Origin of the sequence: Pseudomonas defluvii (assembly GCF_001695625.1) — a bacterium.
Classification (GTDB): domain Bacteria; phylum Pseudomonadota; class Gammaproteobacteria; order Pseudomonadales; family Pseudomonadaceae; genus Aquipseudomonas; species Aquipseudomonas defluvii.
The window spans coordinates 75,032-91,993 of sequence record NZ_MBPN01000002.1; the positions used below are offsets into that span (position 1 = coordinate 75,032).

The window sequence follows — 16,962 nt, forward strand, 5'->3', positions numbered from 1 at the left end:
CTTGTGCGAGCCCGCGGCTGGGTGGTTTCAGTCGGCGAACTCGGGTTTCTGTTTACTCATGTGGGCAGCCATGGCTACCCGCAGATCGGTGGACTGCAGCATGGCAGCATTCCAGGTGGCGATGTACTCCAGACCATCGTCGATGCGGTGGTCACGCATGTAGCTGAGCATCTCCTTGGTGCCGGCCACGGCAATGGGGGATTTTCCCGCAATTTCCTTGGCAATGGCAAAGACCCCGTCGAGCAGGCTGGCCTGATCGGTGAAGGTACGGTTGACCAGGCCGATTTGCCGCGCCTCTTCTGCGTCGATGGTACGGCCGGTATAGGCCAGTTCTCGCACCAAGCCATCGCCGATGATACGTGGCAAACGCTGCAAGGTGCCGACGTCCGCCGCCATGCCCATGTCGATTTCCTTGATCGAGAACTGTGCATCGCTGGCGGCATAGCGCATGTCGCAGGCAGTGATCAGGTCGATGGCACCCCCCAGGCAGTAGCCCTGAATGGCCGCCAGGACCGGTTTGCGGCACGTGTCGACGGCATTGAAGGACGCCTGCATCTGCAAAATGGTGCGCCGCAGCAGGCGCGCATTGCGGCCAACGTCCTTGCCCAGCTGGTTGGCCACCGAGGCCAGCAGCAGCAGGTCGATGCCGGACGAGAAATGCTTGCCCGCGCCGCTGATCACCACGACCCGCACAGCATCGGTATCGTCGATCCATTTGAAAATGTCGATGATTTCCGTCCAGAACGCGGCGTTCATCGCGTTGACCTTTTCCGGACGGTTGATCTGTACATGGGCAATGTTGTTCGACAGTTCGACCTTGAACGCTTGATAGTCGGTCACAACGGCACTCCTTAGGCTACGGCAGGGTTAATTCGCAGGACTATATCAAGGTGACGGCCGACACCCAGACCGTGGTTTTGCCAAAACAAGGACTACATCCGCCTTGATCTTGTCGTCCACATCCGGCAAGTTGCGCAGCTGTTGAATCATAAGGATACATTTTTCATGTCCCGCTCCCTGGCCGGCGCCCTGGCCCACAATTTTCTCGGGCAGTCGCCACGTTGGTATAAAGCCACCATTTGCCTGTTCCTGCTGCTCAACCCACTGTTGCTGTTTACCCTCGGCCCGGTAGTGGCTGGCTGGGTACTGGTAATCGAATTCATTTTCACCTTGGGCATGGCGCTCAAGTGCTACCCATTGATGCCCGGCGGGTTACTGATGGTCGAAGCCCTGTTGCTGGGGATGACCACGCCACAAACACTGTACAAAGAGCTGCAACACAACTTCCCGGTCATCCTGCTGCTGATGTTCATGGTGGCTGGCATCTACTTCATGAAAGAGCTGTTGCTGTTCGTGTTCTCGCGCATCCTGCTCGGGGTGCGCTCAAAGGCACTGTTGTCGCTGCTGTTCTGTTTTCTCTCGGCGTTTCTGTCGGCCTTCCTTGATGCCCTCACCGTGACCGCGGTGATCATCAGTGCCGCCGTGGGCTTCTACTCGGTGTACCACCGGGTGGCATCAGGCAACAACCCACGCGAAGAGTCGCTGGTCGATGATGATCAGCACCTGGCAAACCTGCACCATGAAGACCTGCAACAGTTCCGCGCCTTTCTGCGCAGCCTGCTGATGCACGGCGCAGTCGGTACGGCACTGGGCGGTGTCTGCACCCTGGTGGGTGAGCCGCAGAACCTGCTGATCGGTCATGAAATGGGCTGGCACTTTGCCGACTTCTTCCTCAAGGTCGCACCGGTGTCCTTGCCCGTACTGGCCGCCGGCCTGGTGACCTGCGTGCTGCTGGAGAAACTGCGCTGGTTTGGCTATGGCACCTTGCTGCCGGACAACGTGCGCCGCGTGCTCGCCGCCTACGCTGCCGAAGACGATGCCGCCCGCACCTCCCAGCAACGCGCCGCACTGCTGATTCAGGGCCTGGCCGCCTTGATCCTGATTGTCAGCCTTGGCCTGCACATCGCCGAAGTGGGCCTGATCGGCCTGCTGGTCATCGTGCTGATCACCAGCTTCACCGGGATTACCGATGAGCATCGGCTAGGCCGCGCTTTCCAGGACGCCATGCCATTCACCTCGTTGTTGGTGGTGTTCTTTGCCGTGGTCGCGGTCATCCACCAACAACAACTGTTCAGCCCGCTGATTGCGGCGGTACTGGCCCTGCCGGCCGAGCAGCAACCCGGCATGCTGTTCATTGCCAACGGCCTGTTGTCGGCGATCAGCGATAACGTCTTCGTCGCCACGATCTACATCACCGAGGTCAAGCAGGCGTTCCTGGCAGGCAGCATGAGCCGCGAGCATTTCGAAACCCTGGCGGTGGCGATCAACACCGGCACCAACCTGCCGAGTGTGGCCACCCCGAATGGCCAGGCGGCGTTCCTGTTCCTGCTGACGTCGGCCATCGCACCGCTGATTCGCCTGTCCTACGGGCGGATGGTCTGGATGGCCCTGCCCTACACCATCGTCATGGGCGGGCTGGGCTGGTGGGCCGTGACCTATTGGCTGTAGGCCAACAGCACACTTGAGCGCCGAACAGGGCTTCGACAGGCAACCGCCGGTCGAAGCCCTGTTTTTTTCAGCCAATTTTCAGCCAATCGGATGCCAGGCGCGGTGATCCCGTGCCAGCAGTTCATCCGCTGCAGCCGGGCCATCTTCGCCAGCCGCATACGGCTGTACATCGCCGCCACACTGCCACGCATCGAGAAAAGGCTGTACCGCACGCCAGCCATTCTCGATGTTGTCGGCGCGCTGGAACAACGTCTGATCGCCGGTCAGACAGTCATAGATCAGCGTTTCGTAGCCCGTTGATGGCTGCATCTTGAAAAAATCCTTGTAGGCAAAGCCGAACTCCACCGTCTCCATGGCAAGGGTTGGCCCCGGGCGTTTGGCTTGCAGGTCAAACCACATCCCTTCATTGGGCTGGATCTGGATTTTCAAGTAGTTGGGCTTCGGCCGCTCGGCATCGCTGTCACGAAACTGCGCATAAGGCGCTGGCTTGAAGCAGATGGCGATTTCGGTATCACGCACGCTCATCCGCTTGCCGGTACGCAGGTAAAATGGCACCCCGACCCATCGCCAGTTGTCGATCATGACTTTCAACGCAACATAGGTTTCGGTCTGGCTATGCGGGCCAACCCTGGGCTCATCGCGATACCCCGGCAGTTTCTTGCGCCCTTGTTTGCCTGCCGTGTACTGCCCACGCACCGAATTTTTCAAAGCCATGGCCATCGACCAAGGCCGGATAGCCCCGATCACCTTGGCCTTTTCGCTGCGCACGGCATCGGCGCCAAACGCCGCTGGCGGCTCCATGGCAACCATCGCCAGCAACTGGAACAAGTGATTTGGCACCATGTCCCGCAATGCCCCGGTGTGATCGTAAAACCCGCCACGGCTTTCCACGCCGATGGTTTCGGCTGCGGTGATCTGCACATGATCAATGTAGTGATTATTCCAGAAGGCCTCGAACAAGCCGTTGGAGAAGCGGCTGACAAGAATGTTCTGCACCGTCTCTTTGCCCAGGTAGTGGTCGATGCGGTAGATCTGCTTTTCGCTCATCACCGCGAGCAACGCCGCATTCAACGCCTCAGCGCTGGCCAGGTCGGAACCGAACGGTTTTTCCACCACAACCCGACGAAAGCCGTTGGCTTCGTCGAGCAACCCTGCACCGCCCAGTTGCCGGGCTACCTCGGCGAAAAAACGCGGCGCGGTAGCCAGGTAGAAGATGGCATTGCCCGGGCCGCTCTTGTCGATCCGCTGCGCGATGGCTTGATAGGTGGTCGAGGCGAGGAAATCGCCAGTCAGATAGTGAATACGCCTGGCCAGGCGCCCCCATCGCTTTTCATCAAAACAGCGTGTGCCCTCATTACCCTGGTCGCGTTCACGCATGAAGGCTTCCAGACGCGCGGCAAACTCACGGTCGGCGGACGGGTTGTGATCGACCCCGACAATACGCATGCGCGGGTCAAGCAAGCCATCACGCTGCAGGTTGAACAGGGCAGGCATCAGCAGACGTTTGACCAGATCGCCATTGGCACCAAACAGAAACAGCGTGCACGGTGCAGCGGTTTCAGCCTTGGATAGCGTCATTCGAACTTCTCACTGTGCCCACCAAAACCAAAACGCATCGCTGAAAGCAGTTTGTCGGCATAGGTGCCTTGCTGCTGGCGTGAGCGGAAGCGCGCGAACAGGGCACTCGACAACACCGGCACGGGCACTGCCTGCTCGACTGCCGCATCAATGGTCCAACGCCCCTCCCCACTGTCGGCAACGGCGCTGCTGAAACTGTCGAGTTGCGGATCGGCGACCAGCGCGCTGGCGGTCAGGTCTAGCAGCCAGGACGTGACGACGCTGCCACGGCGCCAGACCTCGGCAATCTCGGCCAGGTCGAGGTCAAGACGCTGCTCGGCGGGCAGTGCTGCGCTGGCTTTGCTCTTGAGCAGGTCGAAGCCCTCGGCATAAGCCTGCATCAGGCCATACTCGATGCCATTGTGGATCATCTTCACATAATGACCGGCACCTGCAGGCCCGGCATGGATGTAGCCCTGCTCAGCGCGCCCGAGCGGGCCCGTGCGCCCCCCGGTACGGGGAACGTTGCCAGCCCCCGGCGCCAGTGCGATGAACAACGATTCCAACCGTTCCACGATGGCTGCCTCGCCACCGATCATCATGCAATAGCCGCGCTCCAGGCCCCAGACGCCGCCCGAGGTTCCTACATCGACATAATGCAGTTGATGTGTGGCCAAGGTGTCGGCCCGACGGATGTCATCCTTGTAGTGGGTGTTACCACCATCAATAATCACGTCATCGGCTTCCAGCAGGTCGGCCAACCGGGCAATGGTCTGCTCGGTAGCCTCGCCAGCTGGCAGCATTACCCAAACGGCCCGCGGCTTGTCCAGCAGACCAACCATGTCCTCGAGGCTCTGCGCGCCGCGCGCGCCTTCAACGACCAGAGCATCGATTGCCTCCACGTTACGGTCGTGAACCACTGGAAGATGGCCATGGCGCATCAACCTTCTCGCGATGTTGCCGCCCATGCGGCCCAGCCCCACGATTCCCAATTGCATGACGATGGCTCCACTGGATGTCGGAAAATTCAGCCCGTTGTTGGGCTCAAGATTAGTCCAGAGAGAGGCATTGGCCGTCATAAAGCGCACCGACGCGCGATGACTGACCGGCCAACGCCTGCAGCAGCGCCGTCGTTCACTCAGGGTTGGCCGAGAAACACGTCATCTGCGGTTTTCTTGTCCAGTTTGGCGCGATAGATCGCAATCACCTGCTGACCGTCGCTGGCCTGGGCTTTCTGCCACTGCAAGCCTTGTCGTCGTTGCTCGCGGGTTTTCACATGGGCAGCGCTGAAGTCACGCTCGGCTGCGTCGGCACTGGCGTAATGAAAATGGGCATACCAGAGCACTTCGCCATCCTTGTCACGTATTTCGTACTCATCCAGGTAGTCCACCAGCCGTTGCTGCTTGTCCTTCAACGGTTTACGCCTGACAGTACGAGCGATGATGATCGCCTTCTGCTCGTGCAGGTAGGCAATCCGTGCAGCCGTTGGCAGTTGGCGTTTGATCATCTCGATACGAATCCGCTTGCCAGCCTCGCGCATCTGCTCAGACTTGTCCCATAAGGCCTTGTTTATCAATTCTGCAGACTGCCCCGTCACCGCCTCATCGGTCGCGTTGTCACGAATGAGCAGCGCATCGATCTGCGTGTACAAGTCAATCAAGGGCCGGGCCTGCAACACCAGCAGGTCCTCCATGTCAGAAGGCAACTGAGCCGTCAGTGACTGGGCCTGAGCACGCGCAATAGACTGATCGGCTTGACGCAACAGCGCATCGGCACGCCCCAGCAATGTCCGCAGGGCAACACCCGGTTGCGCGGTGGCCTGCGTCCGTTGGGCCATTGGCACCTCGCGCCACACCGACTCGCCGGGGGTCTGCTCATAACTGGTAATGACCGTGTTCTAGATCGGGTCCATTACATCGACAATCGCCGGTTGCCCGGCGTGCCCCTCAGCACGACGCTGCCCGACGACCAGTCGCTGCCCTCGGGTACGAATCAGCGTTTTACCCCGGCTGGAAGGCCCAGGTTTGGGCTTTGGCGCTTTGGGAAGGCGAGTGATCTGCTCTGCCAGCGCCTGTAATGCCTGGTCCAGGAGTTTCTGAATCAGATCGAGCAGCGGCGCCAGCAACGCCTGATGTTCGGCTTCATCAAGGCTTTGACGATAGTTATCAAGCGTGTCGAGTGATTTTTGGTAACTTCGTACCGCATTATCCAACACCTCCACCTGCTCCTGCGCCGACAAGGCAGGGTCCTTCGCATCGATTCTCAACCGACAGGCCAGTTTGGCTTGCGGAATGACCTGTTCCAGCAACACCGTGCTGCTGTCTTCGATCTTCAGGATGATCCCGAGGGCCATCGTGTACAACTGCGTCCCCCGCCAGGCCAGGGAGGATGACAACCCGACCTGAAGCAGTTGAGTTTCCGTCAAGTAACGAGGGCCATCAGGAAGCGCTTTTTCCAATACTGGCGCCAGCGACTCCATGGCGTAAGTCGTCTCGGCAATTTCAGTGATTTGGGCCTGTTGCTTGGCACAATACTTCTCCAACAGTGCACGTTCCGGCGTACCGTGCCCCTTGAGCAACGCAGGCAACCCCCCTCGCCCCTCGAAACTGTCGACCAAGCGGTCGATCAACTGCTTGACGCTAAAGCGCTGCAAACGCAGCTCTGAAGACAGTTGCCCCTTGACCAGCATGTGCTGCCTGAGCATTTCGGCCATAATGCGCCGATAGCCGCTTACCGCCGACAGGTCGTTCAGCGTTTGCATGTTGGTGATCACCTGCCCGACCAATTCGTCGTGCTGACGCAGCCGTTCAATCAGGCTGGCCAGTTCAGCCCCGGATATTTCCTCTGGGCGCCTGGGTGCGTCCCGCAGCGCTTCCAGTTGCGCACGCTGGGTTGTCAGCTCTCCCTGTAACGCTGCAATACGCGCCTGCTTGCTCACCTGGGCCGCACGTATACGCGCACTGCCGTGCATGCCACCGCGCAGGCGTAAACGCAGGTCCAACGCCCAGGTGCCATCGGCCTGACGTTTCAGCCAGGGCCCTGGCTCATCCGGTGTGCGGCTGTCGGCGATGCGTACCCCCTCTTCATCCACTCGCACCGGATAAACGTCATGGCCGATCTGAACCCAGTTTTTGTGCTGGAAGGAATACACGCCCTGCGCATCCGGCGAGCCGAGTGTGTCGATTGATTTAGCTGAGCGAAAACGTGCCAGCGCCCGAACCTGTGCGCTCGACAACCGGCCTTGAGCCGAGGACCAGGAAAAGTCCAACTGATTGAGCACCGTACCGTTACTCAATACCGCGGGCGCCTCTTCAACACGCAGCGATATCGGAGCCTCGGTTGCCGGGGGTAACGACGTAGCCCCTGCAGCCGATGGCCGTACCGGTAACGGCAGTAACTCCAGGACGTACATCAGGCAGAACAACAGATCGAGCAAGGCCGGTACAAGTTGCGACGGGCTGGTCTGGCCGTTGAGCTGCTGTACACCATGGGCAAACGCCAGCGCCCAACCCACAGCGGCCAAGGGACCACGCACAAATGGCAACAGCGTATTGAACAGCAGCCAACTGAGCGTTTGCCAATGCTTTGCACGGTCCTCGGCATTGGAGATGGACTGCAAGTCGGCAATGCGCAGCAGTTGCGCAACAGTTCCTTCATAGACATGCCGAGCGGCCTCACCCGGCAGTGCCAGGCTACTCAACACTACAGGTGCCGGCGTTTCGATGAGCTGGAAATCGGGTTCCAGAAGAACCCTTCGCAGGTGCGGCTCGCTGAAACCGCCATGGTCGTAGATCGGCCGTACCAGATCGGCCAAGCGGGACACGATGTCCGCCTGCAACCCTGGGTCAGCCACAATCTGCTCCAACAGAGCCTTGCGCGAGGCAAACTGCAACAGCGGCGTGGCGTGCAGGGGTCGAAACAACAGCAGAGGCCCCGGCGAGGAAGGCTCAATCAAGTAGGTGTTCTCTACCTTGTCCGCCGAGGCGCCCGGTTCAGCGACAAAGGCCAGTGCGGACACCGTTGGCGACGGCCCCGCTGGCGATGACGTCAGTGCAACCGCCAACTCATACCCCGCCTCGGTAAAGCCACATGCACCGCGAATGGTGTATTCAAGTGCCAGCAACGGCAGTTGCCCATACCATTGGGCCCTGAACAACGGATAGCGCAGTTCAACCTGCGCAGCATCATCACGCAGTTGGTTTGCCAACAAGGCCTGATACTGCGCGCCTGCATCGACGCTACGGACCAGGTGCCTGACATAGTCAATGTCGAACCATTCCGGCAAGGCAGCCGCGCCTCGGGTGCGAACTTCAAGTGCCCCGGGGCGCAAGCTCTCAAGGTTGTCGAGTGCCAGTTGTGTCAGGCTGCGGACGCTGGTTTTAATCGTACCCTGCACCGTCAGGTTGCCAGCGCTACCCAACGCTGCACCGATCACCTCATGATTGAGGACTTCGATCTGCTCGATCGCCACGGCCTGGGCATCAGGGTGATCACGCAGCATTTGTTGCTGCAGGCGCTTTTGTGCAAAGACCTCGATCGTCGGAATACCGTCGAGATAAGAACGGCCACTCATGACCTCCGGTATCTGTGCCACTGCCTTGAGGCACTGAAGATAGCGATCCTGGTCACTTTTGCGTGCGCTCAACAACCACTCCGGGAGATGCCGGGACAGCTCACGTGCATAATCAATGGCCTGCAGTTGCCCGATGGCTTGCATCGAGATCACGCCATCCAGCGTTGCAGCGAAGGTACTGCCATCAAGGTCCGCGCGCTTGCCCATCAGGTCAATCCAATGGAGCTGCTGCTCAAGCAGCAAACGTGCCTGAGCCTCGAACATGTCGCCCAGGGTACGGGAAACGGTACAGGTGGCCGCACGGTGTTCGGGCCATTGTTCAACATATTGCAGCAACGCCTGGAGTGAGTCGAAGGGTTGCAGATAGCCACTCAGGTCGTACAGGTACACCTGGGTATTGTGCTCACCCTCCAGCCCGCTGATGATCAGGCTGCTCATCAGTTCGCCAGCGCCCCCCTGCTCGCCCGGCGGTACACCCAGCACGTACAGCTTTACCTTGGCCAGTTCGGTAACCCGTGAACGATCCGCCTCGACAGGGTAGCGGGCCAGTTCAGTGAGCAGTGACTGCTGGGTAGCGGTAAGGCGACCCGACGCCTTCGCGACCTGGACTGCGATTGCAAAATGCTGCCGCAGCCAGTGCTCAGTGCAACTGAGCGGTGTTTGCCCGGTGGGTAATGCGCGGTTCCAGAATTCGACCAGTGCCTGTTTGTACGCATCGAGAAGTGCAGTGCCGCAGGCATTGATCAGCAACTCCACGGTATGCAGATCAAGCGTCAGGCCTTGAGGAAATTCGGCGCCCTGCTCTTGCGTGAGGAAATCATGGCCGGGGGTAAGGTTGCAGGTCACTTTGCTGGCGCACTGCTGAACCACTGCTTGAGCCAGGCTCAGCGCGGTACTCGCCTGGTCAGACACCGGCCCACGCACGGTGATATGCAGTGGGTCCAACGTCACGGGCAATTGCCGCGCTGCCCATTCTCGGTTCAGCAGTTGCTCGGCCACCGCGTCCAGGGTGGGTCGGGAGGCAACGATACCAGCCAAGGTCATTGCCTGTGAAACATGGCGCTCGCGCCATTGGGCATAGTGTAGGTCTGTCATCTGAAAAGCCTTCTTGTGTAGAACTGAAGGCCCGATTTGAACGCAGTGCTGCCAATGCCACGCGGTATCCTGATACCGCCCTGCAACAAAACCTCTTAACCTTCACAAAACCCTCGCTAAAGTGACCAGCGGGTCACATATTTCGCTCAAGCTCTCCTACACTCATAACGCTGCCCGGATAACGTTTGGGGAAATTGCCCTGTCGCACCGGTCACGCCTGAAAAACGGGCTAACCACCCAGTAGTAACCAGGCCAGGGTTCCTGACAACAGGTACAACCCTTTCGCCCTCAGTCTGAAACACGCCTTCGGCTGAAAGCATCAATGGGTGCGGCGTTTGCATGCAAGAAAACGAACACCTCAACACGACGTATAAAACAGAGAAATCGCTTTACCGCTAATGACCATTTCGGGTGCCATTACACCCGTTTGCATAGGGACGGAGAGACGTATGATTGATGCTGCTGTCGAACCTCATGTAACGCATTTCACTGCTCAAGTCATCGAGCCGGCCAGCCCCCCTTTCGCACCTGCAGCGACGCCTTCCAAGCCCGTACCACAGCAAAACCCGAACAAGAAAAAAATCCTGTTCGTCACGTCCGAGATTGCCGACCTGGTCAAGACCGGTGGCTTGGGTGATGTCTCGGCTGCCCTGCCGCGCGCCATGAGCCACCGGCATGACGTGCGGGTACTGATCCCCGGCTATCCGCAGGTGCTGGAAAGCGATAATCCGATTCATCTGGTCGGGGAACTGGGCGGGCACGCCGCACTCCCTCCCTGCAAGATCGGCCGCATGGACCTGGCCGACGGCCTGGTGATCTATGTCCTGATCTGCCCAGAGCTGTACCAGCGCGAAGGCACGCCCTACGGGGCAAACAATGGCCGCGACTGGCCTGACAACCACATCCGCTTCGCCCGCCTGGGGCTGGCCGCCGCCGAGATCGCGGCTGGCGAGGGCATGGTGCACTGGAAGCCCGACCTGGTGCATGCCCATGACTGGCCCGCTGGCCTGGCGCCGGCGTACATGCACTGGCGCGGCCTGCATACCCCAACCCTGTTCACCATTCACAACCTCGCCTATCAGGGGGTGGTCAGCCGGGCGTGCTGCCCGGAACTGGCCATCCCTGAACACGCCCTGCAGCAGGAAGGCATGGAGTTCTATGGCAAGCTCTCCTTCCTCAAGGCAGGCCTTGCCTATTCCAGCCACATCACCACCGTCAGCGCCACCTACGCGCAGGAAATCACCACACCCGCGTTTGGCTGCGGCCTCGACGGTTTTCTCTCGAGCAAGGCGCAGTTGGGCCTGTTGAGTGGCATTCCCAACGGTATCGACGAGAGCTGGGATTCGGCTACCGACACTCACCTGAGCCACCCCTTCAGCCTCAACGACTGGGAGGGCAAAGCGCGCAATACCCAACAGGTGCGCACGCTGTTCGGCTTGCAGCCCAGCGAGGGGCCACTGTTTGCAGTCGTGTCACGACTGGTCTATCAGAAAGGCCTGGACCTGACGCTGGGCGTTGCCGAATACATCGTCCAACAAGGCGGCCAGATCGCGATTATCGGCCGTGGCGAGCCGGAAGAAGAACAGGCCATGCGTGACCTGGCGCTACGTTTTCCAGGGCAGATCGGCGTACGCATCGGTTTCAATGAAACTGACGCCCGGCGCATGTTTGCCGGCAGCGACTTCCTGCTGATGCCGTCACGCTATGAGCCCTGCGGCCTCAGCCAGATGTATGCGCAGCGCTTCGGTTCACTGCCGGTAGCCCGCAATACCGGCGGCCTGGCCGACACCATCGAAAATGGCGTCACCGGGTTTCTGTTCAACGAGTCTACGGTGGAGAGTTACCGCGAAGCCTTGAGCCGGGCCTTTTATGTCTATGCCAAAAAAGACCTGCTGCACGCCATGCGCTGCCTGTCGATGACCCAACCCTTCAACTGGTGCCAGGCGGTAGAGCCCTACGCCCGTTTGTATGAAGCGTTGGTAGAACGCGCCACTCAAGGTCACTCATAAGCACGAGGTAACGGGCATGCCCAAAAGCCCGGCCCAGTTGCCAACCCTCGGTAATCACCTGCTGGAGCACGAAACTAGCCGTTTCGTGCTCCGGGCACCGGAGCCTTCCCATGACTGACCACGCCTTGCTCTTGCTGGCGCACCGTGCCGGCCTGCAAGTGGACTGGACCGACGCCAACGGCCGTCAACAACGGGTCACCGACACCGTCCTGCGTAAAATGCTGGCCGGGTTGGGCCATCCGGCCGACACCCCAGCAGCCATCGAGAAGAGCCTGAGCGCACTGCTCAAAGCCCATGACGCCAAGCATCTCCCTCCCCTGTTGACGGTGGATCTGGGGCAGCCACTGGACCTGTCGCACTACTTTGCCGCAGGCAGCACCTGCCAGGTGACACTGGAAGACTCGCATCAACAGTCGCTGCAACTGGACGCCCACGCCATGCTGCCCGGCACGCTGCCAATCGGCTACCACCAGGTGGCGATCGACGGACGTACCTTCACCCTCGCCGTTGCACCTTTGCGTTGCTACAGCCTGGCGGATGCCTTGGGTACCGATCATCCACGCTGCTGGGGGCTGAGCGCTCAACTCTATAGCCTGCGTCGCCCGGGTGATGGCGGTTTCGGTGACTGCCTGGCACTGGAGGCGCTGGCACGAAGTGCCGCCGAGCGCGGTGCTGATGCCCTGGCTATCAGCCCGGTGCATGCGATGTTTGCCAGCGACACTGAACGCTACAGCCCCTACTCACCGTCCAGCCGACTGTTTCTGAACAGCCTGTACGCCAGCCCGGCCATCATTTTTGGCGAGCGTGCCGTACGCCAGGCAAATGAACAGATCGGGCAAGAGGAACTGCAACGCCTCGAAGACCTTCCACTGATCGAATGGCCCAGTGCCGCGAAGGCCAAGCAGCGCCTGCTAGAGGCGTTGTACCGAGACTTCATCCAGCAGGAACACCCGCTGTACAACGACTTCCAGAGCTTTCGCGACACCGGTGGTCAAGCCCTGGAGCATCACTGCCGCTTTGAAGCCATGCTGGAGGCTGCGGCTGAACGCGGTATGGACGCTGACTGGCGACATTGGCCGAAAACCTGGCACAACCCCTACAGCGCGGAGGTCGCAGCCTTCGCCGAGCAGCACGCCGAACGGGTTACTTATCACGCGTTCTGCCAATGGCTGATTACCCGCAGCCTTGAACGTGCCCAGGACGCTGCCCGCAGCAACGGCATGAGCGTTGGCCTGATCAGCGACCTGGCCATCGGTGCTGACGGTGTTGGCAGCCAGGCCTGGAGTCGCCAGGACGAACTGTTGGCCGACTTCAGCATCGGCGCGCCGCCCGACCTGCTCAACCGTGCCGGGCAGAAGTGGGGCCTGTGTGCGTTTTCCCCTGAAGGACTGCGGCGCAATGGCTTTCGCGCCTTTATCGAGATGCTCAGGGCCAGCTTTCAGCATGCCGGGGGCTTGCGCATCGACCATGTACTGGGCCTGCAGCGGCTCTGGCTGATCCCCTTGGACGCCGAAGCGGGTGACGGCGCCTACCTGCACTACCCGCTCGACGACCTGTTGCGCCTGCTGAGCCTGGAATCGGTGCGACACAAGGGCATTGTTCTGGGTGAAGACCTCGGCACCATACCGGAAGGCTTGCGCGACAAACTCTCCGCACGGGCCATACTCGGCCTTCGTGTGCTGTTGTTTGAGCAGCATGGACATGGCCAGTTCAAGCCGATCCTTGATTGGCCAGACGATGCGCTGGCCACCAGCAGCACCCACGACCTGCCACCGCTGGCCGGCTGGCTGCAGGCCCGCGACATCGATTGGAACCAGCGCCTGGGGTTGATCGACGCCATCACCGAGCGGCACTGGCGCGAAACCCGCGTAGCGGAATGCAAAGGCCTGCGCACCATTCTGGAGCAGAACTACCACCAGTCGCTCCCGGACAGTGATTCGCTCATCGATGCCTGCGTACGCTTTATCGGCCATACCCGCGCGCCGCTGGTGCTGCTGCCACTGGAGGATGCCTTGGGTATTGATGAACAGCCCAACCTTCCGGGTACGGTCAGCGGCCATCCCAACTGGCGTCGACGCTTCGCCCTGAACGCCGATGCCTTGCTCGATGACCCGGACGCCGCTCGCCGCCTGGAGCTGCTGGCGCAAGCCCGTGAACAAGCCTTCGAGCGTGACAGATGAATTCAACCCCGGCGAACTCGGCGCTGCTGCCCAGCGGTTTGCCTGCCACTGCAACACCCCACTTGATCCCGGCACAGAACCGGGACAACACACCTGTGTTTCTACCCTTTGTCTTGTCCTCTGCCAGCTGTTCGGGACGTGCTGACACATTTCCCGTCAATCTCGTTATCCAGCCTATCGCCTGAAACAGGAGTATCAAGATGAGTGTCGAGGAAAAACGCATTAAAGAATTCGCCTACCTGATCTGGGAGTCGGAAGGTAAACCCGACGGCCAGGAGCATCGCCATTGGGAGATGGCACGCAAACTGGCTGAGGCCGAAGCACTGGCACCCAAGGCAAAACCGCGCAAACCCAAAGCTGCCGCCAGCGCCCCCTCACGTGCTAGCCCCACCAGCGCAGACAAGCCAGCGTCGGTGAAAAAACCACGCACTACCAGAAAGCCTGCTGCACAGTAAGCGCACTGCAACGTCGGCCTGCCGCTGCACAGGCCGACGTATGTTCGAGCAAGCGACAGATGAACGGTGAGTGCGTCCGTTGCAGGCACAACATGGCCCGGAACTGCGACCGCCACCACCCACCGGCCCCCATGAAGCAAGGACCTCCATGACGACACGCAAGCCCGCTGCGCCACTCCATGAACCTTCGCGATTGCGTGAGGGCCTGCCCTATCCGCTGGGTGCCACCTGGGATGGCCTGGGTGTCAATTTTGCACTGTTCTCAGCCAACGCAACCAAAGTTGAACTGTGCCTGTTCGACGCTGAGGGTCAGGTGGAACTTGAGCGAATCGAACTGCCTGAGTACACCGACGAGATCTACCACGGCTACCTGCCCGACGCGCACCCAGGGTTGCTCTATGGCTACCGTGTGCATGGTCCCTACGCGCCGGAAAACGGCCATCGTTTCAACCCCAACAAACTGCTGATCGACCCCTACGCCAAACAGTTGGTCGGCGACGTGCGGTGGTCCGAAGCGCTGTTTGGCTACACCATCGGCCACCCCGACGGCGACCTGAGTTTTGACACCCGCGACAGCGCGCCCTTCGTGCCCAAGTGCAAGGTCATCGACCCGGCCTACACCTGGGGGCGCGATCAGCGCGTCAACGTCCCCTGGGATCGAACCCTGCTGTATGAGGCACATGTACGCGGCATCAGCATGCGCCATCCGGCCGTACCGGAGACCCACCGCGGCACCTTTGCCGGTTTGATGTGCGAGGCGTTGTTGAGCCATATCAAACAGCTGGGGGTTACCTCCGTTGAACTGCTGCCCATTCATGCATTTGTCAACGACCAGCACTTGCTGAAAAAAGGCATGAACAATTTCTGGGGCTACAACAGCATCGCGTTTTTTGCCCCTCATCAGCGCTATCTGGCCAGCGGCAAAATCGCCGAATTCAAGGAGATGGTCGCGCACCTGCACGATGCCGGGCTGGAGGTCATACTCGATGTGGTCTACAACCACACCGCCGAAGGCAATGAGCAAGGCCCGACCCTGTCCATGCGCGGTATCGACAATGCCTCCTACTACCGCCTGATGCCCGATAACAAGCGGCTCTATATCAACGACTCAGGCACCGGCAACACCCTCGACCTGAGCCACCCGTGCGTGCTGCAACTGGTGACCGACTCCTTGCGCTATTGGGCTGGCGACATGCACGTGGACGGGTTCCGCTTTGACCTGGCGACCATCCTTGGTCGCTACCATAGCGGCTATGACGAGCGTCACAGTTTTCTTGTTGCCTGTCGCCAGGACCCACTGTTACGTCAGCTCAAACTGATCGCCGAACCCTGGGACTGTGGCCCCGGAGGCTATCAGGTGGGCAACTTCGCTCCCGGCTGGGCCGAGTGGAACGACCGCTTCCGCGACACCATGCGCGCCTTCTGGAAGGGTGACGAGGGCCAGTTGACGGACTTCGCCTCGCGTATGACCGCCTCCGGCGAGCTGTTCAACCGACGTGGCCGACGGCCTTTCGCCTCAGTGAACTTCATCACCGCCCACGACGGTTTCACCCTGCGCGACCTGGTGTCCTATAACCAGAAACACAACTTGGACAACGACGAGAACAACCAGGACGGTAGCGACCACAACCTGTCCTGGAACCATGGCGTCGAAGGCCCTACCGACAACCCCGAGATCCGTGCCCTGCGCATGCAGCAAATGCGCAATTTCTTCGCAACCCTGCTGCTGGCCCAAGGCACCCCCATGATCGTCGCGGGCGACGAGTTCAGCCGTACCCAGCACGGCAACAACAACGCCTATTGTCAGGACAGCGAGATCGGCTGGGTCAACTGGAACCTGGATGAAGAAGGCACAGCCCTGCTCGACTTCGTCAAGCGACTGACAGCACTGCGCCAGCACTACCCGGTGCTACGCCGTTCGCGCTTCCTGGTGGGCACTTTCAATGAAGCCCTGGGTGTCAAGGATGTCACCTGGCTGGCAACCGACGGCAACGAAATGACCACAGAGCACTGGCATGACCGCCAAGGGCGCTGCCTGGGCATGCTGCTGAACGGGCGGGCACAGGCCAGCGGCATCCTGCGCCCGGGGAACGACGCGAGCCTGCTGTTGATTGTCAACGCCTACCACGACCCACGCACCTTCACCTTGCCGGCAGTCCCGGATGGCAACCACTGGCGCTGCCTGCTCAATACCGCCCGGCCTGCAGAGGGCAAGACCAGACGGCTGGCGTTCGGCAGCAAACTGAAGGTCAGCGGCCGTTCTCTGGTGTTGTTGGAACTGCACGCTGCCGAGGATGCGTGATTTCGGGCGGGCTGTTCTTTGTCGAGGCGGTAGGCTCGTTTTTTAGTTTTTACAAATCAGATAGTTAAGCTTTTTCGCACGCCTTGATCATTTTTCATACCGAAAGACACGAAAAGTGCGCAACAAGGAACGAGCGCGCCAGGAAAGATGCAACACCGTTGCAGTGCACTGCCCGCAAGCACTCCTTAGAAATGATTCGAAATAGCCAGCCCCGTTGAAAGACCCTCCGGGGCTATTAAAAATGAAGAAATCATAATTTTCAGCACATTAGATGCTCCAACGC

General features: G+C 60.1%; 10 protein-coding genes. 5 read left to right on the forward strand and 5 right to left on the reverse strand.

All coding sequences use genetic code 11. From position 1 onward, the window contains the following. Nucleotides 1-27 precede the first annotated feature (27 nt). Nucleotides 28-840: a crotonase/enoyl-CoA hydratase family protein gene (locus EKA13_RS00940; RefSeq protein ID WP_065757659.1), complete on the reverse strand. Its 813-nt coding sequence runs from the start codon at nt 838-840 to the stop codon at nt 28-30. 165 nt (nt 841-1,005) lie between these two features. Between EKA13_RS00940 and nhaB the strand changes: the two genes are divergently transcribed. Beyond that, nucleotides 1,006-2,508 carry a sodium/proton antiporter NhaB gene (gene nhaB, locus EKA13_RS00945; RefSeq protein ID WP_065757660.1) on the forward strand — a complete coding sequence of 501 codons (1,503 nt, stop codon included), beginning with the start codon at nt 1,006-1,008 and terminating at the stop codon, nt 2,506-2,508. A gap of 78 nt (nt 2,509-2,586) precedes the next feature. Here nhaB and zwf read toward each other — a convergent pair whose 3' ends face one another. From zwf to EKA13_RS00965, 4 genes are all read right to left on the reverse strand, one after another. Further along, on the reverse strand, nt 2,587-4,086 hold the full coding sequence (gene zwf / locus EKA13_RS00950) for a glucose-6-phosphate dehydrogenase (protein WP_065757661.1): 1,500 nt from the start codon (nt 4,084-4,086) through the stop codon (nt 2,587-2,589). Continuing rightward, on the reverse strand, nt 4,083-5,063 hold the full coding sequence (gnd, locus tag EKA13_RS00955; RefSeq protein ID WP_065757662.1) for a phosphogluconate dehydrogenase (NAD(+)-dependent, decarboxylating): 981 nt from the start codon (nt 5,061-5,063) through the stop codon (nt 4,083-4,085). The genes zwf and gnd overlap by 4 nt, the downstream gene beginning before the upstream one ends. 140 nt (nt 5,064-5,203) lie before the next feature. Next, a complete protein-coding gene (locus EKA13_RS00960; RefSeq protein WP_065757663.1) occupies nt 5,204-5,902 on the reverse strand; it encodes a hypothetical protein in 699 nt (232 codons plus the stop codon). Nucleotides 5,903-5,962: 60 nt separating this feature from the next. Then, the gene (locus EKA13_RS00965; RefSeq protein ID WP_065757664.1) at nt 5,963-9,733 is read right to left on the reverse strand and encodes a dermonecrotic toxin domain-containing protein; all 3,771 of its coding nucleotides are present in this window, start codon (nt 9,731-9,733) and stop codon (nt 5,963-5,965) included. A 449-nt stretch (nt 9,734-10,182) separates the two neighbouring features. On the opposite strand from EKA13_RS00965, the gene glgA reads away from it, so the two are divergent. The 4 genes from glgA to glgX all read left to right on the forward strand — a co-directional run bounded on the left by glgA (nt 10,183) and on the right by glgX (nt 16,679). After that, nucleotides 10,183-11,742: a glycogen synthase GlgA gene (gene glgA / locus EKA13_RS00970; RefSeq protein WP_065757665.1), complete on the forward strand. Its 1,560-nt coding sequence runs from the start codon at nt 10,183-10,185 to the stop codon at nt 11,740-11,742. Nucleotides 11,743-11,852: 110 nt separating this feature from the next. Then, nucleotides 11,853-13,922, forward strand: coding sequence for a 4-alpha-glucanotransferase (gene malQ / locus EKA13_RS00975; RefSeq protein WP_065757666.1), 2,070 nt, complete (start codon nt 11,853-11,855; stop codon nt 13,920-13,922). A 200-nt stretch (nt 13,923-14,122) separates the two neighbouring features. After that, entirely contained in the window at nt 14,123-14,377 is a 255-nt protein-coding gene (locus EKA13_RS00980) for a DUF2934 domain-containing protein (RefSeq protein ID WP_065757667.1), read from the forward strand. 148 nt (nt 14,378-14,525) lie between these two features. After that, complete coding sequence (gene glgX, locus EKA13_RS00985) at nt 14,526-16,679, forward strand: glycogen debranching protein GlgX (protein ID WP_065757668.1); 2,154 nt, start codon at nt 14,526-14,528, stop codon at nt 16,677-16,679. The last annotated feature ends 283 nt before the right edge of the window (nt 16,680-16,962 follow it).